Annotated in this window: 25 protein-coding genes; 21 read left to right on the top strand and 4 right to left on the bottom strand. The window is 52.9% G+C overall.

Features of this window, described 5'->3' with window-relative positions; all coding sequences use genetic code 11:
* Positions 1 to 148: 148 nt before the first annotated feature.
* The 11 genes from NST96_RS22315 (at position 149) to NST96_RS22265 (ending at position 11,045) form a co-directional block, all read left to right on the top strand.
* A complete protein-coding gene (locus NST96_RS22315) occupies positions 149 to 490 on the top strand; it encodes a hypothetical protein (protein ID WP_003392414.1) in 342 nt (113 codons plus the stop codon).
* A 60-nt stretch (positions 491 to 550) separates the two neighbouring features.
* Positions 551 to 1,558, top strand: coding sequence for an aldo/keto reductase (locus NST96_RS22310; RefSeq protein ID WP_003392412.1), 1,008 nt, complete (start codon positions 551 to 553; stop codon positions 1,556 to 1,558).
* A 39-nt stretch (positions 1,559 to 1,597) separates the two neighbouring features.
* On the top strand, positions 1,598 to 2,338 hold the full coding sequence (locus NST96_RS22305; RefSeq protein ID WP_003392409.1) for a metallophosphoesterase family protein: 741 nt from the start codon (positions 1,598 to 1,600) through the stop codon (positions 2,336 to 2,338).
* Between the two features lie 272 nt (positions 2,339 to 2,610).
* Positions 2,611 to 4,191 (top strand): phosphoenolpyruvate carboxykinase (ATP), encoded by a 1,581-nt coding sequence (gene pckA / locus NST96_RS22300; RefSeq protein ID WP_003392406.1) that lies wholly within the window; start codon positions 2,611 to 2,613, stop codon positions 4,189 to 4,191.
* A gap of 338 nt (positions 4,192 to 4,529) precedes the next feature.
* On the top strand, positions 4,530 to 4,892 hold the full coding sequence (locus NST96_RS22295; protein ID WP_141334137.1) for a hypothetical protein: 363 nt from the start codon (positions 4,530 to 4,532) through the stop codon (positions 4,890 to 4,892).
* Entirely contained in the window at positions 4,889 to 5,677 is a 789-nt protein-coding gene (sufC, locus tag NST96_RS22290; RefSeq protein WP_003392404.1) for a Fe-S cluster assembly ATPase SufC, read from the top strand. The genes NST96_RS22295 and sufC overlap by 4 nt, the downstream gene beginning before the upstream one ends.
* Before the next feature lie 20 nt (positions 5,678 to 5,697).
* Positions 5,698 to 6,996, top strand: a complete 1,299-nt coding sequence (gene sufD / locus NST96_RS22285) for a Fe-S cluster assembly protein SufD (RefSeq protein WP_003392402.1) — start codon at positions 5,698 to 5,700, stop codon at positions 6,994 to 6,996.
* Entirely contained in the window at positions 6,997 to 8,223 is a 1,227-nt protein-coding gene (locus NST96_RS22280) for a cysteine desulfurase (RefSeq protein WP_003392400.1), read from the top strand. It begins immediately after the preceding gene.
* Positions 8,210 to 8,647: a Fe-S cluster assembly sulfur transfer protein SufU gene (gene sufU, locus NST96_RS22275; protein WP_003392398.1), complete on the top strand. Its 438-nt coding sequence runs from the start codon at positions 8,210 to 8,212 to the stop codon at positions 8,645 to 8,647. The genes NST96_RS22280 and sufU overlap by 14 nt, the downstream gene beginning before the upstream one ends.
* Before the next feature lie 20 nt (positions 8,648 to 8,667).
* Positions 8,668 to 10,065: a Fe-S cluster assembly protein SufB gene (gene sufB, locus NST96_RS22270; protein WP_003392396.1), complete on the top strand. Its 1,398-nt coding sequence runs from the start codon at positions 8,668 to 8,670 to the stop codon at positions 10,063 to 10,065.
* 323 nt (positions 10,066 to 10,388) lie between these two features.
* On the top strand, positions 10,389 to 11,045 hold the full coding sequence (locus tag NST96_RS22265) for an SMI1/KNR4 family protein (protein WP_003392394.1): 657 nt from the start codon (positions 10,389 to 10,391) through the stop codon (positions 11,043 to 11,045).
* Positions 11,046 to 11,146: 101 nt separating this feature from the next.
* Here the strand turns inward: NST96_RS22265 and NST96_RS22260 are convergent, their stop codons facing one another.
* Positions 11,147 to 11,953 (bottom strand): putative protein N(5)-glutamine methyltransferase, encoded by an 807-nt coding sequence (locus NST96_RS22260; protein ID WP_342406549.1) that lies wholly within the window; start codon positions 11,951 to 11,953, stop codon positions 11,147 to 11,149.
* A 657-nt stretch (positions 11,954 to 12,610) separates the two neighbouring features.
* Between NST96_RS22260 and NST96_RS22255 the strand changes: the two genes are divergently transcribed.
* From NST96_RS22255 to NST96_RS22240, 4 genes are all read left to right on the top strand, one after another.
* On the top strand, positions 12,611 to 13,147 hold the full coding sequence (locus NST96_RS22255) for a suppressor of fused domain protein (RefSeq protein WP_003392389.1): 537 nt from the start codon (positions 12,611 to 12,613) through the stop codon (positions 13,145 to 13,147).
* Positions 13,148 to 13,162: 15 nt separating this feature from the next.
* Entirely contained in the window at positions 13,163 to 13,618 is a 456-nt protein-coding gene (locus NST96_RS22250; RefSeq protein ID WP_003392387.1) for an NUDIX hydrolase, read from the top strand.
* Between the two features lie 271 nt (positions 13,619 to 13,889).
* Entirely contained in the window at positions 13,890 to 14,426 is a 537-nt protein-coding gene (locus tag NST96_RS22245; protein WP_024983060.1) for an NfeD family protein, read from the top strand.
* Positions 14,426 to 16,021, top strand: a complete 1,596-nt coding sequence (locus tag NST96_RS22240) for a flotillin family protein (protein ID WP_171506383.1) — start codon at positions 14,426 to 14,428, stop codon at positions 16,019 to 16,021. Before NST96_RS22245 ends, NST96_RS22240 begins: the two co-directional genes overlap by 1 nt.
* Positions 16,022 to 16,176: 155 nt before the next feature.
* Here NST96_RS22240 and NST96_RS22235 read toward each other — a convergent pair whose 3' ends face one another.
* On the bottom strand, positions 16,177 to 16,632 hold the full coding sequence (locus tag NST96_RS22235) for a M67 family metallopeptidase (RefSeq protein ID WP_003392381.1): 456 nt from the start codon (positions 16,630 to 16,632) through the stop codon (positions 16,177 to 16,179).
* A gap of 29 nt (positions 16,633 to 16,661) precedes the next feature.
* Here NST96_RS22235 and NST96_RS22230 point away from each other — a divergent pair, with 29 nt between their 5' ends.
* The 6 genes from NST96_RS22230 (at position 16,662) to NST96_RS22205 (ending at position 21,811) form a co-directional block, all read left to right on the top strand.
* Positions 16,662 to 17,513 carry a DUF72 domain-containing protein gene (locus tag NST96_RS22230; RefSeq protein WP_003392380.1) on the top strand — a complete coding sequence of 284 codons (852 nt, stop codon included), beginning with the start codon at positions 16,662 to 16,664 and terminating at the stop codon, positions 17,511 to 17,513.
* Positions 17,514 to 17,567: 54 nt separating this feature from the next.
* A complete protein-coding gene (locus tag NST96_RS22225; protein ID WP_024983062.1) occupies positions 17,568 to 18,392 on the top strand; it encodes a sulfite exporter TauE/SafE family protein in 825 nt (274 codons plus the stop codon).
* Positions 18,393 to 18,467: 75 nt separating this feature from the next.
* On the top strand, positions 18,468 to 19,907 hold the full coding sequence (locus tag NST96_RS22220) for a bifunctional UDP-sugar hydrolase/5'-nucleotidase (protein ID WP_003392378.1): 1,440 nt from the start codon (positions 18,468 to 18,470) through the stop codon (positions 19,905 to 19,907).
* Between the two features lie 55 nt (positions 19,908 to 19,962).
* Positions 19,963 to 20,202: a DUF6154 family protein gene (locus NST96_RS22215; RefSeq protein ID WP_003392377.1), complete on the top strand. Its 240-nt coding sequence runs from the start codon at positions 19,963 to 19,965 to the stop codon at positions 20,200 to 20,202.
* A 78-nt stretch (positions 20,203 to 20,280) separates the two neighbouring features.
* A complete protein-coding gene (locus NST96_RS22210; RefSeq protein WP_003392376.1) occupies positions 20,281 to 20,583 on the top strand; it encodes a DUF1805 domain-containing protein in 303 nt (100 codons plus the stop codon).
* A 127-nt stretch (positions 20,584 to 20,710) separates the two neighbouring features.
* Positions 20,711 to 21,811 carry an HD-GYP domain-containing protein gene (locus NST96_RS22205; RefSeq protein WP_003392374.1) on the top strand — a complete coding sequence of 367 codons (1,101 nt, stop codon included), beginning with the start codon at positions 20,711 to 20,713 and terminating at the stop codon, positions 21,809 to 21,811.
* Between the two features lie 21 nt (positions 21,812 to 21,832).
* On the opposite strand, the gene corA is transcribed toward NST96_RS22205, so the two are convergent.
* Positions 21,833 to 22,768 (bottom strand): magnesium/cobalt transporter CorA, encoded by a 936-nt coding sequence (corA, locus tag NST96_RS22200; RefSeq protein WP_024983064.1) that lies wholly within the window; start codon positions 22,766 to 22,768, stop codon positions 21,833 to 21,835.
* Entirely contained in the window at positions 22,725 to 22,943 is a 219-nt protein-coding gene (locus NST96_RS22195; RefSeq protein WP_141334135.1) for a hypothetical protein, read from the bottom strand. The genes corA and NST96_RS22195 overlap by 44 nt, the downstream gene beginning before the upstream one ends.
* Positions 22,944 to 23,297: the final 354 nt, after the last annotated feature.

Genomic DNA, 23,297 nt, shown 5'->3' with positions numbered 1-23,297 from the left:
GCCAATGGGCGTTTCCGTGCAAGCAAAAGCTTGTCGAGAAAAAGGCAAACCGTTTGACAGAGACCGACAGCGCTTCTCACCTCTCGTCAAAGGATTCGACTCTGGCTGCCCAGAACCTTGATGGGAGAAGGCGAAGGGGGCGACGGTGATGAATGGAGAAGGTTTGGATTCCTTGCTGGAACGGGTGGCTGGTCAAATACAAGGCAAAGCTTACTTGAAGGGCATCACAGGCGGCTGGGAGAGATGTGTGGGAATCGTCGCCGAGGATGCACAATCGCGGCATTGCCTGCGCTTTTCGCCGGGGGGAATTACCAGGGCAGGGTGGCAGGAGCCGGTGCACCTGGTGGTGAGCGGACAGGAGCGCGATTTGCAGAGACTGTTTGCCGGTGACGAGCTGCTCTACATCAGTGCCAGACAGTCTGTTACCATAAGAGGGCCGCTGCGGGACCAATTGAAACTCGATGCGCTGCTTCGACTCACGTGCTCGTGAGCGAAGCGGCGCTTCTTATTTTTCAGGCATGCTATAATATCCCAGGGAGGGGTACATGGCGTGAGGACAAGCATACTGGGGAAAACAGGATTGACTGTATCGAAGCTAGGCTTTGGCGCCATGCGCCTGCGGGCCATTAGCCATACGGAAGCGGATCGCGTGATCAATCATGCGCTGGATCGCGGCATTACATATATTGATACCGCCGCGAGTTATGGAGACAGCGAGGAGAAGCTGGGGAGCGCCATCAGCCATCGCCGTTCCGAGTATGTGCTGGCCACAAAGACGATGAAGCGCAGCTACGGGGAGGCAAAACAGGAGATCGAACAGAGCCTTCGTTTGCTGCGGACCGACTATGTGGACATTTTGCAAATTCACTACGTGAACTATCCGCAGGAGTACCGGGAGGTCAGAGCGGCAGACGGCGCCATACGCGCGGCGGAGGAGCTGCAGTCGAAAGGATACATCGGGCATATTGGGATTACCGGCCATCGTCCTGAGCTGCTGGCCCGTTGGCTTCGGGATTATCCGTTTGCCACCGTGCTGTTTCACCTGAGCATGGTACAGCCCTTTGCCAAACGGGAGCTGATGCCAATGGCCGAATCGCTGGATGTCGGAATGATCGCGATGAAGCCGATCTCCGGTCCCTTTCTGTCGAAGGTAACGGAGTCGCTGCGTTATTCAGCCGCATCATCAGCCCATGTCGTGCTCTCCGGAATGCAGAGCATCGCCGAGGTAGATGCCAACATCGCGGCGCTGGAGAGAAGCGTAGACGCGGAGGAACGCGCCGCTCTGGAGGAAATGGCAGCGGGGCTGGATGAGCACGGCTGCAGACGCTGCAACTATTGCTCATGTCCCTTGGGGATACGGATTCCGGATACGCTGATTCCTTCGAGGTATCGCCAGAAATACGGGCTTTTGGAAGCGGGGGAACTGATGTGGCAGCAGTCGGCTGACAAGTTTGCGCAGTGTATGACCTACGAGCCGTGCAGGGAACAGCCGCTTTGTCAGCAAGCGTGTCCGTATCATTTGCCGATCCAGGCCGAAATCCGCAGGGCGATGGGGTAGTCTGCGAGATTGAGAAAGGATAAAAGGGGATATGGACAAGTGAGGACCTTTGTCATAAGCGATATTCACGGAATGTATGATGAATTTTGTGAAATGCTTGAACAAATTTCGTTTGACGCCGATTCTGACAAGCTGATTCTTCTCGGGGATTACATTGATCGAGGCTGCAAAAGCAAGGAAGTCGTGCAACGGGTGAAAGCATTGACAGAGCAGCAGCAAGCGATTGCCATCAAAGGAAATCACGATGAGATGTTCCTCGAGTTTCTCTACAGCGGCGAGCCGCAAAAGACGGAACGGTATTTGCGCAATGGCGGCAAAGCCACGCTGGAGAGCTTTTGCGGTACCGACTGGTTTCAAAATGAAGTGACGGACCAGAAGCTCCAGAGTGCCAGGGAGCATATTTTGCAGCACTATGCGGAGGAAGTCGCATTTTTGCAGCAATTGCCCTATTATTATGAGACGAAAGAGCATATTTTTGTGCATGCAGGCATCAATCCGGCGTACGAGGACTGGAGAGAGACTCCTCCCTACGAGATGATCTGGATCAGGGATGCCTTTTATCATCAGCCGGTGAAGGAAGCGCGAACGGTTGTATTTGGCCACACGACTTGCAGTACGCTGCACGAAAAGCCGGATGTATGGTTTGGGGAGAGGAAAATCGGGATTGATGGCGCTTGCGTGTATGGATCTCAGTTGAACTGTCTGGAAATCAAGCCGGATGGGTACGCGGTTCATGTAGTCCGGACCAAAAACCCTCCAAACCTGGCAGAGAAGCAATAAAGGCTGCAGATGTGGCTAGGGAGGCAGCGACGGTCTGTTGCTCTAATCCTTTGCTATTTTCCGCAGGTTCCCTGTTTCTTTGAATGTTGTTTTTCGACAAATGTCATATAATATAGGGAGTCTTGCGTTTGTGGGACGAGCCTTCACATTTTCTTCACACCTAAAAATTAAAATCTTGTAGCTTATTTGATCAAATGTGATATACTAATTGCAAATCAACGATGATTAGAAAACATGTTAACGGATAGATACGGGAAGGAGATCGTTCACACATGGAAACCAAGACGGTTCACAAGCTTGCTGACGTACTGGCTAATACAAAGGTGTATGCAAACTTGCCAGTCGCAAGGCTCGTTGAGATGGCGGTACAGCGCGGCGAAGGCATGATGACAGATAGAGGGGCGCTCAACGCGTTGACAGGTAAGTTTACGGGCCGTTCCCCAAAGGACAAATTCGTAGTGGACGAAGCATCCGTACACGATAAAGTAAACTGGGGCCCTGTGAACCAGCCGATTACCCCGGAAAAATTCCAGGTGCTATACCAGGACGTCATGGAATATCTGCAAACAAAAGAACTGTTTGTCTTCGACGGCTTTGCCGGAGCGGACGAAACCTACCGCCTGCCGATCCGGGTGGTCAATGAATACGCGTGGCACAATTTGTTTGCCCGCCAGCTGTTCATTCGCCCGAGCGCGGAAGAGCTGGCAGCCCATAAAGCGGAGTTTACCGTAGTATACGCACCTACCTTCAAGGCAAATCCGGAAGTGCACGGCACCAACTCGGAGACGTTCATCATCACCAGCTTTGAGCAAAAAACCGTTTTGATCGGCGGTACCGAATACGCCGGCGAGATGAAAAAATCGATTTTCAGCGTAATGAACCTGCTTTTGCCTGAACAAAACGTTCTCTCGATGCACTGCTCAGCAAACGTAGGCAAAGACGGAGATGTGGCTCTTTTCTTCGGTCTGTCAGGAACAGGAAAGACAACATTGTCCGCTGACCCGGACCGCTTCCTGATCGGCGACGACGAGCACGGCTGGTCTGACAACGGCGTGTTCAACATCGAGGGAGGCTGCTACGCCAAGTGCATCCGACTGTCCGAAGAAGGCGAACCACAGATCTGGAAAGCGATCCAGTTCGGTACAGTGCTGGAAAACGTGGAAGTCGATCCTGAGACTCGCGAGGCAAATTACGACAGCGACAAATACACGGAAAATACCCGGGCAGCCTATCCGGTCGAAGCCATTCCAGGGGCTGTAATCCCAGGTGTCGGCGGTCATCCGAATGTGATCATTTTCCTGACAGCTGACTCGTTCGGAGTGCTTCCGCCCATCTCCAAACTGACAAGAGAACAGGCAATGTACCATTTCCTGTCCGGATATACAAGCAAAATGGCTGGGACAGAGCGCGGCGTGACCACTCCGCAAACCGAATTCTCCACTTGCTTCGGTTCCCCGTTCCTGCCGCTTCACCCAGTCGTCTACGCGGAAATGCTCGGGAAAAAGATCGATGAGCGCGACGTGCAGGTGTACCTGGTCAATACCGGCTGGACCGGCGGACCGGTCGGCGTAGGAAAACGCATGAAGCTGTCCTACACCCGCGCAATGGTCACCGCGGCTCTGAACGGCGAGCTGGCCAAGGTCGACTATGTGGCAGACCCGACTTTCGGGGTGCAAGTGCCAACCTCTTGCCCGAACGTCCCGGCGGAAGTCCTGCTCCCGCGCAACACGTGGGCGGACAAAGACGCCTACGACAAGCAGGCCCGCGATCTGGCCAACCGCTTTATCGAAAACTTCCAGAAGAAGTTCCCGAATGCAGCCGAAATCGCTGCAGCAGGTCCAAAGGTTCAGTAAGACCGGGAGCAAGGAACAGGGAATAATGAATAGCGAACATGCGTGGCAACGCCGAGTCGGCAATGTGCAGGCAAAGGCGACCTGAAATCGCATGCGAGAAATCAAGCTATCAAGCGATACAGAGAAATATAGGATATTCCTGGGGCTGTCCCTTTGCATCGGTTCAAACTGCTGCAAGAGGGAACAGCCCTTCTTGAATTGCTTGCAATAAGTTGCGGTCGAAGAACCAAGCTGTAGAGATGAAAAAGGAGAAAACGGAAAAGGTCTTTGGGACACCTCCCAGGCGGAATGGAAAAAGCAAAACACGCTTTTAGCGTCCAACTCTGAGACCCCTCATCGTGTCTACTGCTTTTGGACGCGGTTTTGCTTTTGGAATGGAGCCGGACAGTTCAGCTCCCTCGCAGTGGCCCACCGAACCTGCAGCCGTTTTCTCCTTGTTCATCTCCACCACCAAAGCCGGGACCGCACCAAAAAACATATCCGCAGCCACTTTGAGAGAAATCCGCATGATTTCTCCAAAATTAGCCAAAATAAGCAAATGCCCGGTCAACGAGGTGATACTTTTTAAATATAATGATTTAAAAATTACAGATATGTTTCATTCCTTGATTTATAATTATTCTTATTATAAGATGGGTATTGAGAATGGATTGAGAATAAGTCAACTCATTTTTGAGTGTCATGGAGGGAAAAGAAAATGACAGCAGTACCGCATTTGCAGATAAAAAACCTACGCGCCAAGATTGAAGACAAGGAAATCATCAAAGGTCTCAACCTCGAGATCAAAGGCGGAGAAGTGCACGCGATCATGGGACCGAACGGGACGGGGAAATCCACCCTGGCTTCCACTTTGATGGGCCACCCGAAATACGAAGTAACCGATGGGGAAGTGATCCTCAACGGCGAAGACGTTCTGGAAATGGCAGTGGACGAGCGCGCACGCGCAGGTCTGTTCCTGGCGATGCAATATCCGTCCGAAATCAGCGGAGTTACCAACACGGACTTCCTGCGCTCTGCGATCAACGCACGCCGCGGCGAAGGCAATGAAATTTCGCTGATGAAGTTCATCCGCGAGTTGGACAAGAAAATGGGCGCCCTCGAAATGGATGAAGCTTTTGCCCACCGTTATCTGAACGAAGGCTTCTCCGGCGGTGAGAAGAAGCGCAACGAGATTCTGCAAATGATGATGCTGGAGCCTGCCATTTGCATTCTCGACGAAATCGACTCCGGTCTCGACATCGACGCGCTGAAAGTGGTAGCGAACGGCGTAAATGCAATGCGTTCCGCTGATCGCGGCTTCCTGATCATTACCCACTACCAGCGCCTCTTGAACTACGTCAAGCCTGACTTCGTACACGTGATGATGCAAGGACGAATCGTGAAGTCCGGTGGTCCTGAGCTGGCTGAACGCCTGGAGGCGGAAGGCTACGACTGGATCAAGGAAGAACTCGGCATCGTCGATGAAACCGTCAACGCAAACGTGTAAGAGAAGGAGGCAGCAGTGAGATGAGTGTAGATATACAGCTCCGCTTCGATTCCGAAGCGATCACCGAGTTCTCCAAGGCTAATTCTGAACCTGCATGGTTTTTGGAAAAGCGCTTGGCCGGTCTGAAGGCAGCGGGCGAGCTGCAACTGCCCGTCTTGGAGAAAACGAAAATAGACAAGTGGAATATCGATCAGTTTGTACCGTTCCAAACCTCCGGCAAAGTGGCAACAGCCCAAGAGCTGGACGATCTGGTCAAAGGACAAATCGATGCAGATAGCGTAAAAAGTCTGATCGTGCAGAAAAACGCATCCGTCGTTTTTCAGTCCGCAGACGAAGAGCTGAAGAACCAGGGCGTTATCTTTACCGACCTGGCAACTGCGCTGAAAGAACACGGCGAGCTCGTGCAAAAATACTTGGGCACTGTCGTAAAATATGATGAGCACAAGCTGACCGCGCTGCACACAGCAGTGGTCAATGGCGGCGTTTTCCTCTACGTTCCCAAAAACGTGGAAGTAAGCGTGCCTGTGCAAGCCGTATTTGAAGTGGCAGGCGATGATGCGCTTGTTTGTCCGCACGTGCTGATCGTTGCGGAAGCGCACAGCAAGGTTACTTACGTAGACACGTATGTATCCGGCGAAGGCAAAAATATGGTAGCAAACAGCGTTGTTGAAGTATATGTAGGCGCAGGAGCAACCGTGCAAGTCGCATCCGTGCGTTCTCTTTCCACCGAAGTGCACGACTACTCCTTCCGCCGCGCCAGCGTGGACCGCGACGGCAAGATGGAGTGGATCTTGGGCGAGATGAACGACGGAAACACTGTGGCAAACAACACGACCATCCTCCAAGGGGTCGGTTCTATCGCCGAGACCAAGAGCATCTCGGTAGGTACCGGTTCCCAGCGTCAAAACCTGACATCCCAAGTACAGCATATCGGTACTCATTCCGAGTCCGACATGGTCAGCAAAGCCGTCATGACGGATGAAGCGACCAGCATTTTGAACGGAATCACCAAAATCGAAAAAGGCGCCGAAAAGGCAAATGGCGTACAGGCTGAGAACATTCTCATGCTGAGCGAAAAAGCCCGCGGGGACGCCAACCCTATCCTGCTGATCGACGAGGATGATGTAAAGGCAGGCCACGCAGCGTCCGTAGGCCGCGTCAGCGAAGAGAGCATCTACTACCTGATGTCTCGGGGAATCACACGTCAGGATGCAGAACGCCTGATTATCCTGGGCTTCCTGGACCCTGTCGTAGCCGAGATTCCGGTTGAAGAGGTTCGCAACCGGCTTCGTCAGGCGCTCGAAAGGAAGTTGGGTTAAATGAATGCCAAGGAGCTTCGGAAATACTTTCCCATTCTTCACCAAGAGGTAAATGGCCACCCGCTGGTGTATTTGGACAATGGGGCCACCTCGCAAAAGCCGATTCAGGTTATCGAAGCAATCGATGCGTATTACAAGGAGGTCAACTCCAATGTGCATCGCGGGGTTCACACGCTTGGAAGCCGGGCCACGGACAAATTCGAGGAGGCGCGCGAAAAAGTGCGTGCCTTCGTGAATGCCCGTGAAACGGCAGAGATCGTCTTTACGCGGGGAACGACCACCGCGGTAAATACGATAGCGTACGGCTATGCCCGCGCTACTCTTAAGCCAGGCGATGAAATTGTGACCACCGTGGTTGAGCATCACAGCAACTTCATCCCTTGGCAGCAGGCGGCAAAGGCTACCGGAGCTACCTTCAAATTCATTCCGCTGGCAGAGGACGGTACGATTACGCTGGACGCTGTCAGGGAAACCATAACCGACAATACGAAAATCGTAGCCATTCACCATATTTCCAACGTGCTGGGCGATACGACGCCGATCAAGGAAATCGCACAAATCGCCCACCAGCACGGCGCTGTCCTGTTTGTCGACGGGGCGCAAGGAGCGCCGCACACGAAGGTCGACGTGCAAGATCTCGATTGCGACTTTTACACGTTTTCCGCTCACAAGATGTGCGGGCCGACCGGGATCGGCGTGCTCTACGGCAAGCGCGAGCTTCTGGAGAAAACCGAGCCGATGGAATTTGGCGGCGAAATGATCGACTTCGTAGAGCTGTATGACTCTACCTGGAAGGAGCTGCCGTGGAAGTTTGAAGGCGGCACGCCGATCATCGCCGGCGCGATCGGACTCGGCGCGGCGATCGACTTTTTGCAGGAGATCGGCATGGAAGAAATCGAGCGCCACGAGAAAAAGCTGGTGGCGTACGCGATGGAGCAAATGCTCGAAATGGACGGAGTTTCCGTTTACGGCCCCAAAAAGGACCGCAGCAGTTTAATCACTTTCAACCTGTCAGAGGTTCATCCGCATGATCTGGCCACAGTGCTCGACAGCCACGGGATTGCCATCCGGGCGGGTCACCACTGCGCCCAGCCGCTGATGCGCTGGCTGAATGTCACCGCTAGTGCGCGTGCCAGCTTCTATCTGTACAACACCGAAGAAGAAGTGGATGTTTTCCTGTCGGGCTTGAAAAAGGCGAAGGAGTTTTTCGGCAATGTCTTCTCTTGATGATCTGTACCGCCGCGTGATTATGGACCACTACCAGAAACCGCGCAACCGCGGCAAGCTGGAGGAATCGGAAGGACTCATCGTCAATTTGAACAATCCGACTTGTGGCGACAGCATTTCGCTCTCTTTGAAAGTGGAGGACGGAATTGTCTCGGATGCCAAGTTCCTCGGAGAAGGCTGCTCCATCAGCATGTCATCCGCTTCGATGATGACGGACGCAGTCAAGGGAAAGCCTGTAGAGGAAGCGCTCAAGCTGGCTCAGCTCTTTTCCGATTTGATGCAGGGAAAAGAAGTCGACGATTCTGTCGATCTGGGGGACATCGAGGCGCTCTCCGGAGTAACGAAATTCCCGGCGCGGATCAAATGTGCTACCCTGGCCTGGAAGGCGCTGGAGCAGGGAATCAAGCAGGCTGGACATGAATAAATCGTAAGGAGTGAAATCACATGGCGAAAAAAGCCCCGGAAATACAGGAATACCAGTACGGCTTTCACGACAAGGACGTCTCCATTTTCCGTACCAAGAAGGGTCTGACTCGCGAGATCGTGGAGGAAATCTCCCGCATCAAGGAAGAACCGGAATGGATGCTGGAATTCCGCCTGAAATCACTGGAAATTTTTGAAAAGCTGCCCATGCCGAAATGGGGCGGCGATCTGGACGACCTCAACTTTGACGAAATCACCTACTACGTGAAGCCGTCTGAAAAAGCGGGCCGCAGTTGGGATGAAGTACCGGAAGAAATCAAAGCTACCTTCGACAAGCTGGGTATTCCGGAAGCCGAGCAGAAGTTCCTGGCCGGCGTATCCGCCCAGTACGAATCCGAAGTTGTGTACCACAACATGCAGGAAGACCTGGAAAAACTGGGTGTTCTCTTCTGCGACATGGATTCTGCCGTGAAGCTGTACCCTGACATCGTGAAGGAGTACTTCGCGACAGTCATCCCGCCGGCGGACAACAAGTTCGCGGCGCTGAACTCTGCTGTATGGTCCGGCGGTTCCTTCATCTACGTGCCAAAAGGCGTCAAGGTAGAAACGCCGCTGCAAGCGTACTTCCGCATCAACTCGGAGAACATGGGTCAGTTCGAGCGCACGCTGATCATCGTCGATGAGGATGCGTTCGTGCACTACGTAGAGGGTTGTACCGCACCGATCTACAGCACAGACTCCCTGCACTCCGCAGTCGTGGAAATCATCGTCAAGGAACGCGCTCGCTGCCGTTACACGACCATCCAAAACTGGTCCAACAACGTGTACAACCTCGTGACCAAACGTGCGGTTGCATACGCTGACGCCAACATGGAGTGGATCGACGGCAACATCGGTTCCAAGCTGACGATGAAATACCCTGCGGTGATCATGAAAGGACCGCGTGCCAAAGGTACCGTTCTTTCTATCGCCGTAGCAGGCAAAGGACAGCATCAGGACGCAGGTGCGAAAATGATCCACCTGGCTCCGGACTGCACATCCACGATTATTTCCAAGTCCATCTCTCGCGATGGCGGAAAAGTAACGTATCGCGGACTGGCTCAGTTCGGCCGCAAGTCGGAAGGCTCCAAGTCGAACATCAAATGCGATACGCTGATTCTGGATAAACTGTCCACCTCGGACACGATTCCATACAACGAAATCATGAACGACAACATCACGCTTGAGCACGAGGCGACGGTTTCCAAGGTATCGGAAGACCAGCTCTTCTACCTGATGAGCCGCGGCCTGTCCGAAGCCGAAGCGACTGAAATGATCGTCATGGGCTTCATCGAGCCGTTTACAAAAGAACTGCCGATGGAATACGCTGTCGAGATGAACCGACTGATCAAGTTCGAGATGGAAGGTTCTATCGGTTAACGCTTGCACCACAAGGGTTTCCGGCTTCCGAAACGGGCTTTGCCCCCATTTAGCCCATATTTGGTTTTGGACGCATTGCTCATATAGTGCGAGTGAATCGTCTTCAATCTTCTTTGTAACAAACAGATACGTGTCCATTGCGACCTCACGCTTGCGTGCCTGGTTGCGTGGGCACGTATTTTTGTTTGCACCATCCTCACGTTCCAGATGAAGAGCGATAAAAAATGAACCATTAGTTTTTTAGGGATTTACTTTTTTAAACAATTGGATGATACAATAGATGGAAGCGAGTCTCAGTACAGACGGAGGGACAGTATGTAAAGATGAACTACGATGTTCTCATGAGTCGAATTTATACATTTGGAGACCGAATTAAATCCTTGAATGGCGAGGTTTACGAGATCATTAAAAAACAACCCGCTTCGGATAAACAGATCAAGGATATTGAAGAGCAATTACATGTTTGCTTGCCGGGAAGTTTCAAAAAAGTTCTTTTGGAATTTTCAGCCCGATTCCGTTTCAGATGGTTTCTCCCTGATGAAATTGCATTACCGGAAAAGTTTAGAGGAATATTTTCCGGAGATATGCATTGGGATCTGTCTAAATTAGTTGAGTTAGAACAGGACAGACTAGAGTGGATAAGAGTGGTATTTCCTGACCCACATGATCCTTATGATGCTGTATGGCATGACAAGCTGTCTTTTTATGATGTAGGGAATGGTGATTTTCTTGCCTTTGACCTAAGCCAGGGGGAAGATCCTCCAATTGTTTATCTAAGCCATGATGGATGCACGAGTCATGGCTGCATACTTGCAAATAACTTCATTGACTTGCTTGATAGATGGTCACAACTTGGCTTTGTCGGAGGGGAAGATTGGCAGTGGATGCCATTTACTTCAGATGCAAAGAGCGGGATACTTCCAAACAGTACACAAGGGATTGAGTTTAGAAAGTTTTTGAACTTGAAACAACAAAATTGAACCTTCTTGGAACTTCCTTACCTTCAAACCCTGTCCAGAATAATAGGAATGTACAAGCAGCCCTCCAGCGGTTCTATCGACGGAGGGCTGCTTCTGTGTTTTCAAATCGTTAGGACAGGCCTGGTTCCGATGACCACAGTGGCATCCAGCTCCTCGGAGCTAGCTACCTGCGGTATCAGTCCGCTTTGAGAGAAGATCTCGACAGTCAACGGAGCCTGGCGCTGACTGGTTTCGACCAGCAGATGGCCGCCCGGTGCCAGCCAGAGGGGCGCTGTGCCCGCTACACGCCGCTGGATGTCAAGCCCGTCTGTACCTCCGTCGAGGGCCAGCAATGCCTCGTGCATACGGGCCTCTGGGGGTAGCCGTCTGATCGCCTCGGTGGGGACGTAAGGCGCGTTGGCGACCAGGACGTCGATACGTCCCCGGAGGTTGCCTGGGAGAGGTTCGAAGAGGTCTCCTTCGTATACTTGGCCGCCAGCGGCGGTGACGTTGCGGAGTGCGCACCGGACCGCGACGGGGTCGATGTCTGAAGCGTACAGCTCGATTCGTTCCGAGGCTGCGGCCAAAGCGGCTGCCACCGCACCGGAGCCGCAGCACAGGTCAACCACGACAGCTTCCGGACGGACGAGCGCAGCGGCATGATGAACGAGAAACTCGGTGCGGCGGCGGGGTACGAAGACTCCCGGGTCTACGGCGATCCGCAGGCCGCAGAACTCTGCCCAGCCGATGACATGTTCGAGGGGCAAGCCGGCCGCCCGCCGATCTACCATGGCGGCGAGCGACGCCGGCGTTTGCGCTGCAGAGAGGAGCATCCGGGCTTCCTCTTCAGCAAATACACACCCCGCGGCCCGAAGCTTCGTAACGGCCATGGCATACATGGAACTGTCGGGGAAGAGAGCACTGTTCATCCATGGACCCGAGTCTGGCAGCAGTCTTGCTTCGTCTACATTTTGTAAAGACTCACTCTTCCCGCTTGTTTTGCTTTTCTTGCCCGATGACGCTTTTTTTGAGTCCAAATAGGTACCCCATTCCTGACTTGTTATTGTTATATAATGGTTTGTTCCAAAGTCTAACAGTTTCGTTTCAACGATAAAACAATATTTTTTATATTCGCTACTCTTTTAGCCTTTATGAAAGCTTACCAACGTAAGAATTTGTTTAAGCCGATACAGCAAACCAGGGAATTCTCAAAATGGTTTCATGCGGGTTTCTGGTTGTCACGGTTTCACTCAATGAATGTCCGATGCATATCATAGATGTGGGATCATCCGGGCATCATATTGGAAGGCTGTTAAGCACGCAAGCAATTGCGTTTGGAAGAGGCTATGGGCCTCGAAGCTATGTTATAATGTAAAAGGGCCTGCAAGTAAAAGTCTGGCTATATCAAGAAATTCTACAAGCAAACAGACATGCTTTTGGTACAAACAGTCACGTCTTGCCAAGAGGTCCCGCCTGGTGCAGCATTTGCTGACCGGGTGGGTTCTTTCCATTGGAAAGAAAGCCTGGGCTTGTCTTGTAACAGATGAAGTCATCATTTTACGACTAAAAAGAACGGGGACGCACATATGTTGGTGGCAAGGCAGCTGTACGACCACTGCTCCCGCTTGTTTGGCAGTGACGGAGAGCTCTATTATACGGAAAAGGCGGATACTTTGCTTGCCGTGTTTCCGCCTACGCGCGAGCGCGGCTGGTGGACATACACTACGCTGGAGCTGCACAGGAGTGGAGGAGTCGAGTGCATGCTCTACTCGTACCATTTTGATGGCGCTTTCATTTCGCACTTGGGTCGGGTCGCCGCCGAGGTCGCACGCCGCTGGGAAGAAACAGGCAGAGGATTTGCAAACGGGGATGTTTTCGCACTCGGCAAGCCGATCCAAAAGGGCTCGAGTCTGCAGTTTGTCCTCGCTACCCCCGCTGATTTTGAAGTAGAGGGGTTTGATCTCTTTACCAATGGCAGCGATGTAGTCTGGTTCAAAATGCTGCACGCGATATCCGGGTCGGAGGCAGAGTTTTTGAGCCGCGAAGGCTTGGCAGCTTTGGAGAGACAGTTTGCGGATGCTGAGGTCAACTCTCTGGATGTCATGCGTCCCCCTGTCATGTAAAGGGAGCGAGCAAAAATGAACGAAATTCGTATGCGGGTCACCGTCGTGGTGGAGCATCAGGGTGAGATTTTGGTGATCAAGGAAAAATGCTCAGGCCATCCCTGCTACAATTTGCCTGGAGGGGTCGTCGATTATCTCGAAACAATCCCGGATGCCACTCGCCGGGAAGTGTGGGAGGAAACCGGTTTGCTAGTCGAGTTTGACCGGATGCTATGGGTGGACGAGAGAATTGATGGCACCGGCAACGGGAAGCACACCATTGGCATTGGGGTGCTGGCCAGGCTGATCGGGGAGGACCAGACGCCAATCCCGGGAGGACTAGAGGATGAAGAGATTGAATGGGCGGGCTGGGTTCCGCTGGAGGAGTTCCGCTCCCTGCCGCTGTTCCATCCAGGCCGCCGCGAACAGGTGATACAGGCTTTGACAGAAACCGGCTATATGCCTCGCTATCTTGGCAATATGCTTTCATAGAAACAGCGGTCCTGTTTTGCAGCAGGGCCGCTGTTTCATGACAAGACAAGAATCCGAATGCCATTTGGTCCGTCTTTCTTACTAGAGGGAGTAGAGCGGAACGATGCATATACATACGTGGATTTTCCTTCCAGCGAGTGCGCCGTAAATGCCCCAGGCGACAGTGATCCTTCGGAATCGGCACCGCCCGACAAAAACATTCACCATTTTGAAACATTTTCCGTCCTGGTTCGTATGAACAATAGAGACATAAATGGAAAGGGGTGACAGGATGGATACGTGGGACATCATTTATCTTGTCTGCATGGGTACGGGACTTCTGTATACGTTGATAACGCTCTTTTTCGGGGATACCGTTTCGGACTTGCTAGGTCAAATCGATCTCCCGGTGCTGCAGCCGATTCTTTTGGTCAGCGCCTTGACAGCATTTGGAGCCAGCGGCTTTTTATTGACCCGGTTTACTGCCTTTTCACAATGGTTCGTCTTTGCGATAGCTGTAGCGATTGGGCTAATGCTGGCTGCTGCCGCTTACTTTGTCTGGGTCAAACCGATGGAAAATGCGGAGAGCTCGATCGGCTATTCGATGAAACAACTGGAAGGCATGGTAGGCGAGGTGTTGACGAGCATACCGGCTGAAGGGCTGGGTGAAGTATTGATTACCATGGTCGGCGGCACGACCAATCACATGGCGGCCAGCATCGACCGTGAAGCCATTCGCGAGGGAACGCGCGTCGTGGTCATAGATGTCCGGGATCACGTTCTGTATGTCACTCCCTTTCAAAATCCAATGGAAAAGGAGAGCGTGTGATGAGTATGATGGATTCGACCTTTTTCGTACCAGTCGTCGCTGTTGTCGCCGTCTTTGTCGTCTTGGGAATCGCATTCTGGGCCCGCTACAAGACAGTCGGCGCAGATGAGGCGATGATCGTGACGGGAAGCTTTTTGGGCAGCAAAAACGTCATGAGCGATGAAACCGGACGCAAAATGAAAATCGTCCGCGGCGGCGGCGCCTTTATTTTGCCAATATTCCAGCAAGCCAATTTCCTCAGCCTGCTGTCGCACAAGCTGGATGTATCCACGCCCGAGGTGTACACGGAGCAGGGCGTTCCGGTCATGGCCGACGGTGTGGCTATTATCAAGGTAGGCGGCTCCATTGAGGATATCGCTACAGCAGCCGAGCAGTTTATGGGCAAAACGGATGACGCCCTCAAGTCAGAGGCGCAGGAAGTCCTGGAAGGCTATTTGCGGGCCATCCTGGGCAGTATGACGGTAGAAGAAATCTACAAGAACAGGGAGCGCTTCGCCCAAGAGGTGCAAGCCGTTGCCGCGAAAGACCTGAAAAAAATGGGGCTCTCCGTGGTCAGCTTTACGATCAAGGATGTCCGCGATAAAAACGGTTACCTGGCAGCGCTGGGGATTCCCCAGATTGCCGCTGTGAAGCGGGACGCGACGATCTCGCAGGCGGAGGCGGACAAGGAAGCGCGGATTCGTCAGGCACAGGCCGAGCAGGAGGCGCGCAAGGCAGAGCTGTTGAAAGAGACGCACATCGCCGAGTCGGAAAAAGAAAAGGAACTGAAAATCGCTGCGTTCAAGCAAGAGCAGGACAAGGCGAAAGCTTCCGCTGACCAAGCCTACAAGCTCCAGGAGGCAGTCGCCAAGCAGCAGGTAACGGAAGAGGAAATGAAGATCGAGATCGTCCGAAAGCAAAAAGAGATCGAGCTGGAAGAGAAGGAAATTCTGCGCCGCGAGCGTCAGTACGATGCCGAGGTCAAGAAAAAGGCGGATGCCGACCGCTATGCTGTAGAGCAGGCGGCAGAAGCGGAAAAAGCGAAGAAAATCCGCGAGGCGGACGCGCTCAAGTACCGCATCGAGGCAGAGGCAAAGGCACAGGCCGAGCAGAAGCGTCTGGAAGGGCTTGCGATTGCCGAAGCCGAGAAGGCGCGAGGAAGTGCGGAAGCGGAAGTAACCCGCCTGAAGCTGGAAGCAGAGGCAGAAGGGAAACAGAAGCTGGCGGAAGCATTCGAGAAATTCGGCCACGCCGCTGTCCTCGACATTATCGCCAAGATGCTGCCAGAGCTGGCAGGCAAGATTGCCGAGCCGATGAAAGCGATCGACAAGGTAACGATCGTCGATGCCGGCGGAGGCCAGGGAGACGGCGTCAACCGCCTGAGCGGAAACGTCACCAAGCTGATGGCCCAACTGCCGGAAATGCTCAAGGACGTCTCCGGTGTAGATATGAATAAGATCATTTCCAGCTTCATGAAAGCAGATCAGACCGGCGGATACGCTCCGCCCGTGCAGACTGCGAAAAAAGTTCCTGTAGGCGAGGATACGAGCTCGATTGCGACAATCGCTCCACCCGATGCTGTCAGCCAACCACAAAGTCCGGGACAAGAGAAATAGCCTGATTTCTACATAAGCAGGATGGAGTATGGTTTTGAGCTGACCAGGCTGGACCAGACCGGACTAAACCAGAACAGACCAGACCGGACTAAACCAGAACAGACCAGATCGGACATAACCAGACACAAAACCAGACACAAAACCAGACCGGAAGCTTAAAGTAGAGGCGAATCATAAAGCTGGAAAGTACGCTCCAAAAAGGACCCGCCCTCCCACTGGTAGAGCCTCAGTTCGGGGTCATCACCCGCCAATCCCAGTATCCAATAGCCCAATTGGGGGTAATGCCAGCCGCGGTGATCGGCCGCGGAGGGTACAGGCGGGGCAGTCGGGTGACTGTGCAGGACTCCGAGCCATTGCAGCTCTCGCTGTCTGATGATCTGCAGCGCCTGGAAAAAAGCGGAGCCGTCCCATCTGAAGGCATCGGTGGTGTGATGGGCGGAGGGCATCGGGATATGGCCGGTAATACTGGCTTTATGGCCCACCAACAGAGCAGAATACTCCAGAGGGAACGTCTCCTTGGCTTCGGCCAGGAGGCGTTTCGCTACTTTTCGGTCCAGACATGTTTTGGTATGCTTAAACCCAAAGGGTTCGCCTAGCAGGTCGGGAAACATAGAATATACCTCCTGGAGGTTGTCTATCCATGAATACGATTCATGTGGGAGTGTGCGGCTGGGGAGACCATTACGATCTGTATACCCAGGGAGTGCGCAATCAGGACAAGCTCTCCGTCTACGCAGGTCATTTTCCTATCGTGGAATTGGACAGCTCCTTTTACGCCATTTTACCACAGACTCACTATCAAACATGGGTGCGCGAGACACCCAAGTCATTTGGTTTTATCGTCAAGCCTTATCAAGCGATGACCGGTCATCAGCGAGGCGAAGCTCCGGCAGACCGGCGGGAGCTGTTTCGCCAGTTTGAGGAAAGCATTCAGCCATTGGTAGAAGCGGGCAAACTAAAGACGCTTCTGTTTCAGTTTCCGCCTTGGTTTGACTGCACGCGTGAGCATGTTCAATACCTCCGGGCTTGCCGTCAGACGATGGCCGCTTATCCGGTTGCTGTCGAGTTTCGTCACCAGAGCTGGTTTGAACCCCGTTTTCGGGAAAAGACACTGGAGCTGCTGAGGAATCTCGATGCGACACACGTCTTGTGCGACGAGCCGCAAGCGGGGAAAGGCTCTGTTCCTATCGTAGAGGCGGTGACCAATCCGTCCCTGGCTCTGGTGCGCTTCCATGGGCGGAACGTCTCGGGATGGCGTGATCCGGGCGAGGGACAGAAATGGCGAGATGTCCGCTACCTCTACAAGTACTCGGAGGAAGAGCTTGCCGAGTGGGTCCCGCGCATTCGCAGAGTAGCAGAGGAAGCGCAGGAAGTATGCATCCTGTTTAACAACAACTCCGGCGGAGACGCAGTGGGGAACGCCAAGCAGTTTATGAAAATGCTGGGTGTCGACCCTGTCGGTCTTAATCCCCGCCAATTGGAGCTCTTCTGACCCGTTCCGGGAAGGACGGGGAGGCGGAGTCTAGATCAGAGAGAAGGGTAGCACATGATTTATGCTTTGGCAGGCATGTTTCTCATTATCGGCCTGTTCGCTGGAGTCGTCGGCAGCATCGCCGGTTTGGGCGGAGGCATGTTTTTCGTCCCGGCGTTGCTTTATCTCGGCAACGTATATGCACCAGGTTCTGTCAGCCCGCAGATGGCGGCAGGTACGTCATTGATCGTGATTGGAGTGACGGCCCTGTCCTCCTCCGTTTCTTATATCAAACAGAAAAGAGCGGATATCCAAACCGCGCTGCTCTTTTTTTTGGGCAGTGCTCCCGGTGCTATTGTCGGTGTCTATCTTAATACATTACTACCAATAAAGGCATTTTCACTGTTGTTTGGCTTGTTTCAGCTCAGCATGTTTGCCTTGATGATGGTAAAGGACAAACTGAAGCCGCGCAGCGTGAACTGGGATGTCCGGCGGCGATTTGTCGATGCGGAAGGCGTGGAGTACGAATACGGCTACAATCGCTGGCTTGCCGTTTTTGTCGCTTTTTTGGTCGGGATCGTCTCCTCGCTGTTTGGCGTAGGCGGAGGGATTTTGATGGTGCCGGCGATGATGATCCTGTTTCGATTTCCGCCCCATATTGCCGCTGCCACGTCCATGCTGGTTATCTTTTTCTCCGCAATGGTCGGGTCGGCGACAAATATCCTGCATGACCATGTGAACTGGTTGTACGCGGCGATGCTGGCTCCGGGTGCATGGGCAGGAGGCAAGCTGGGGGTACTGGCGGCTAACCGGATGAAAGGGCAGACGATCGTGCTGGTGCTCCGCATCTTGATTTTGGGCATGGCGATTCAGATGATCGGGGAAGCGGTGACGAAGTAAATCGGGCTTGCAGGAAACCCAACGCAATAGACGTCATAGCGGAAAAGATACCAGAGAGAAAAGGGAGGGAAAGTCGTGGCGGACACCTGTACCTTGCATATTTTGCACACCAATGACGTGCACAGCCATTTTTCCAGCATGTCCCGCATTGCCACTTGTCTGCGGCAAAACAGACAGAGGTGGGAAGCGCTGGGAGAGCATGTATTGACAGTAGACATCGGCGATCACGCTGACCGGATGGATGTGAAGACAGAAGCCACATGGGGACGGGCCAATGTAGAAGTGCTGAACCACAGCGGCTATGAGTATGTGACGATAGGAAACAACGAGGGAATCACCTTTCCGAAAGAAAGACTGGATGCTCTCTATGAGCAGGCGACCTTTACAGTTGTACTGGGAAACCTGATCGATCCGGCAACCGGCAGGATACCGCCTTGGGCGGCCTCGCATGCCGTTCATGAGTGGGACGATCTCCGTGTCGGCATTTTGGGTGTCACGGCGTCCTTTCCCCCGTTTTACAAGCTGCTCGGCTGGGAATCCAAAGAGCCTCTCGAGCATTTGCGGGAGCAAGTGGCAGCCTTGCGTCCGAATGTAGACGTTATCGTTCTGCTGTCTCATCTGGGCTATCCCGACGACTGCAGGCTGGCCCGAGAGCTTCAGGGAGTGGACGTCATTTTGGGAGCCCACACTCATCATCAGTTGGAGCGGGGCGAACACATCAACGGCACACTGGTGGCGCAAACAGGCGTGTTTGGCCGCCACGTCGGACATGTGCGGCTGGTGTGGGACAGAGTGGCGAAACGAGTGCGAGAGGCATCTGCAGAGCTGCTTGTTTCCAGCGAGTATCCGTCTGAACCGGTATTAGACGCCCTCTTAGCCAAAAAACAGGAGGCGGCAGAAAAACGGCTCGATCAGACGGCGGTTGAGCTTTCGGTCAACCTGAATATCTCCTGGACGGAAGAAACGGCGTTCGGCTCGATTCTGGCCGCATCACTACGAAAATGGACACAAGCAGAGGTGGGCCTGGCCAACAACGGCCTTTTGCTCGCTCCTTTGAAAAATGGAAGGGTGAGCTATCGGGATTTGCTTCACTGCGTCCCCCACCCGATCAACCCGTGCGCTGTTTCGATAACCGGCGAGCAGCTTTACAAAGTGCTGCAGCAGTCGATCCAGCCGCAGACCGTGAATCGGGAGCTGCGGGGATTCGGCTTCCGCGGCAAGGTGACGGGATGGATGGGAATAGACGGTCTCCACGTATGGTATGAAACGGGGGACAGCCCGCGAATTTCAAGGGTCGAGGTCAACGGAGAAGCGCTGGATGCCGGACGCACCTATCGCGTAGGTACCATCGATATGTTCATGTTTAATCGAATGTTTCCCGAACTGGCGGAAGGGGCCGACGTCCGTTTTTACCTCCCGGAAATGCTTCGGGAAATCCTGGCCCAAACATTGGCTGATACGGAGCTGATTGCCGCGGCTCTCCAGCCTCGCTGGCTCCCCCTGGCGCCTTCCTGACGAAAAGCAGGCCGTGGAATAGGGCATGCTAACAGGGAAAAGGAGGCGGCAGCCCATGCGGTTTATCGATGAAGTATACGAGATGTACAAAGGGCACTTCAACGGCGACGAGGAAGACATCGTTGCGATTATCGTAGGTATTCTGGACGAACAATCCCATCAGGATCTCATCAAGCTTGTGACGGAGATGGACGAAGAAGAGCTGTTTCATATGCTGGCCACCTACATGATTGAAGTCATGAAGCGAAAGGTAGCGATGGATGACGAGCGTCCGCCCGTCTCTCTGATCCACTGATGACTGACACCTTCCGGCCAGCAATATCATAGGATGGTAGCGCGCCTACGTGAAGCTGAAAAGAAGGAGGAACTCACGATGATTGAGGTACAGCCTGTTCATTTTGCCGAAGGAACTGCCATCGCTGTTACGGTTCGCCTGCCGAAGACCACTCTGCTGGCGGTTACGACGGATAAAGGATATATCATGTGCGGAGCCCTGGATGTGGGTCTGTTGAATGAAAAGCTGGCTAGCCGGGAAATTATTGCGGGCCGGGCGGTCGGTGTCAAAACGATCGAAGAATTGCTGGACGCTCCGCTGGAGTCAGTCACTCTCACTGCCGAGAAGCTTGGCATTGCCGCCGGAACGATTGGGCGGGATGCGGTACGAAAAATGTTTTAAGAAGAAAAACGCCTTTGTCCTGGGGACGAGGCGTTTTTTCGACAAAATACAACAAAATCAGGAAAAAGAAATGTAGAAGAATCTTGAATCGCGGTATAATAGGGGTACTTTGAAAGAAAGGCGAAGAATGGAAATGAGATTACTCTCTATTCATAAATGTCAGCCTGGTGTCACGCTGGCTCGCTCTGTCTACGCGGAGAACGGAACCATCCTGGTAGGCGCAGGAGTAAGCCTGACACAGCGCATGATCAATCGGCTGATCAATATGAACATCACCAATGTATACATACAGGACAAACGGACAGAGGATATTGTAGTAGAGGCGCCCGTTTCGGAAGAGACACGGCGGGAAGCAATGGGGCTAATCAACGAGACATTCCGCGCTTCCCACCAAAGTCCCCAGAAATGGCAGCAAATGTTTTCAGACAGGCAGTTTGGCAGGCAAATCAGGCAGGTACTTGCGACAGTCGCAGATGAACTGAAGGGCAAGGACTCCGCCATGAACCTGCTGGCTGATGCCTGCGCGTTCGACCATTACATTTTCGCGCATTCATTTAATGTGATGCTCTATTCTACAGCCTTGGCCCTGAAATCCGATTTTGGGGAGAGAGAAGTGCTGGATATCGGCGTGGGAGGCATACTCCACGATATCGGAAAAATGTCGATTCCCGATGAAATTCTGAAGAAACCGGGACGCCTGACCGATGATGAATTTCAAACAATGAAAAAGCACACAGAAATAGGCTTTGAAATGCTGCGGCGCCAGGATGACATTCCGCTGTTGGCGGCACATTGCGCTTTTCAGCATCACGAAAGAATAAATGGGACAGGCTATCCACGCGGGCTGAAGGGAGACGAGATCCATCCCTACGCGCAACTGATGGCGGTCTGCGACGTTTTTGACGCGCTGACGACCCATCGCGTCTATAGACCGCCCATGCTGCCCCACGAGGCGATGGAGCTTTTGTACACAGGTGTCGAGACACTGTACGCCAAAGAATATGTCGAAAGACTTCGCGATACGATTGCGCTTTACCCGCTGGGATTGACGGTCGTGTTAAATACAGGTGAGTCTGGCGTTGTCGTGGACTACAACAAGGGGACACCGAGCAGACCGATCGTTCGCATCTTGTACGATGAGAGCGGAAGTCCCGTAGCAAATCCGTATGAATACGATTTATCCAAACGGCTCCACCTGATGATCGTCTCCTGCGACGGGCTGTTTTAGCGTCCGTGCCCGCCCGTACCGTTAGAGCCATTCCTTCTTTTTGAAGATCAGGTACATGACGATTCCCAGAGAAGCCATAAAGGCCAAAACGATATAATAGCCATGCGGAGATTTCAGCTCGGGCATATACTCGAAATTCATGCCGTATATTCCGGTCACAATCGTGAGCGGCATGAAAATTGTGGTCAATGCTGTAAAAATCCGCATGATATCATTGGCACGGCCAGCTACCGAAGAATGATAGGCTTCACGAAGGTTGCCGATCAGCTCCCGGAACGTTTCGAAGCTCTCCACGATTTTTACTGCGTTTTCCAGGATGTCTCCAAAATACTTCCGCAGTTTGCGGTCGATCAACGGCAGATCTTTTTTGTGCAGAGCATCGATCAGATCCCGCTGCGGCAAGAGCATTTTACGTGCATACAACACTTCACTCCGCAGTCCGATAATCTGGTGGAGCTGCGCCTTTTTTGCATTCACCAGGATTTCTTCCTCCAGCTTTTCGATCAAGTCCTCGATTTTCTCCACGACCTCAAAAAAACTCTCTACAATTTGATCCACCAGATGATAAAGAAAGGCATCCGGCCGGTTGACCTCTTCTTCTCTGATAATTTGCAGCACCCGCGGGTAAAGGCCGGTGTCGTGCTTTGCAACGGTGATGATATAGTGACCGCCGAGAAACAGATTGACCTCGCGCAAAAAAATATCCTGGTTCCCAAATTCCACACTGTTGATCACGATGAAGTAATGGTCCTCGTACACTTCCAGCTTCGGGCGCTGCTCCTCCTCGTCGATGCAGTCCTCGATCGCCAAGTCGTGCAGGCCAAAGAGGTGCTGCAGCACATCGAGGTCAAACAGCGAGGCATCGATCCAATAAAAGCCGTTTCTCGGCGGGAACTGGGTCTGTTCAATATCGTCAATCAGGGTGATCATTCCGTTTTGGACGAGACGAATCTTCATACGCCATACTCCTGCCAGGAATTGATGTATCGCTGCTTGCGCCAGACCGGACTTTTTGTCCTGCCTGTCTGTTCACACGCGGAAATACGTGGTGGATCAGAAAATCACAGGCCGAGCGCAGAGCCGACTCGCTCGGGGAGCGACGGTTTGGGTGCTCCGGGGTAGATCGTTTCATGGCGACGCCCTCCTCATCCAAAGGTTGTTTAGACCAAAGTATGAGGCTGCGTTTGTCCGTTAGCCCTGTTTCCAACAAGAAGGGGAGCAGATGAGTTTTCAGTGAAGCCGCTGAGAGAGCGTCTGTCCGGGCCGCTACATGGAATAGTGTGCCTCAGTTACCGGCTTTTGTTGCACGATGGGTTTTAAGTCTTCCTGAGTAGAGATTTTCGCTCTATTTTTTGAAAGCGTTAACATTGTGGACTGGTTTGGGATACAATGGTAGGGGTACGGCCGCACAAGAGAGGGAAGGAAGTCCTTGTTCGCTTGCGGAAAACGGTAAAATTTCTCGTCGTGCTGGGCATTTTTATCTAGG

The organism is Brevibacillus sp. FSL K6-2834 (assembly GCF_038592925.1).
In the GTDB taxonomy this organism is placed as follows: domain Bacteria; phylum Bacillota; class Bacilli; order Brevibacillales; family Brevibacillaceae; genus Brevibacillus; species Brevibacillus borstelensis.
Note: the sequence above shows the minus strand (reverse complement) of the source record. Positions and strands in the feature narration are given on the sequence as shown.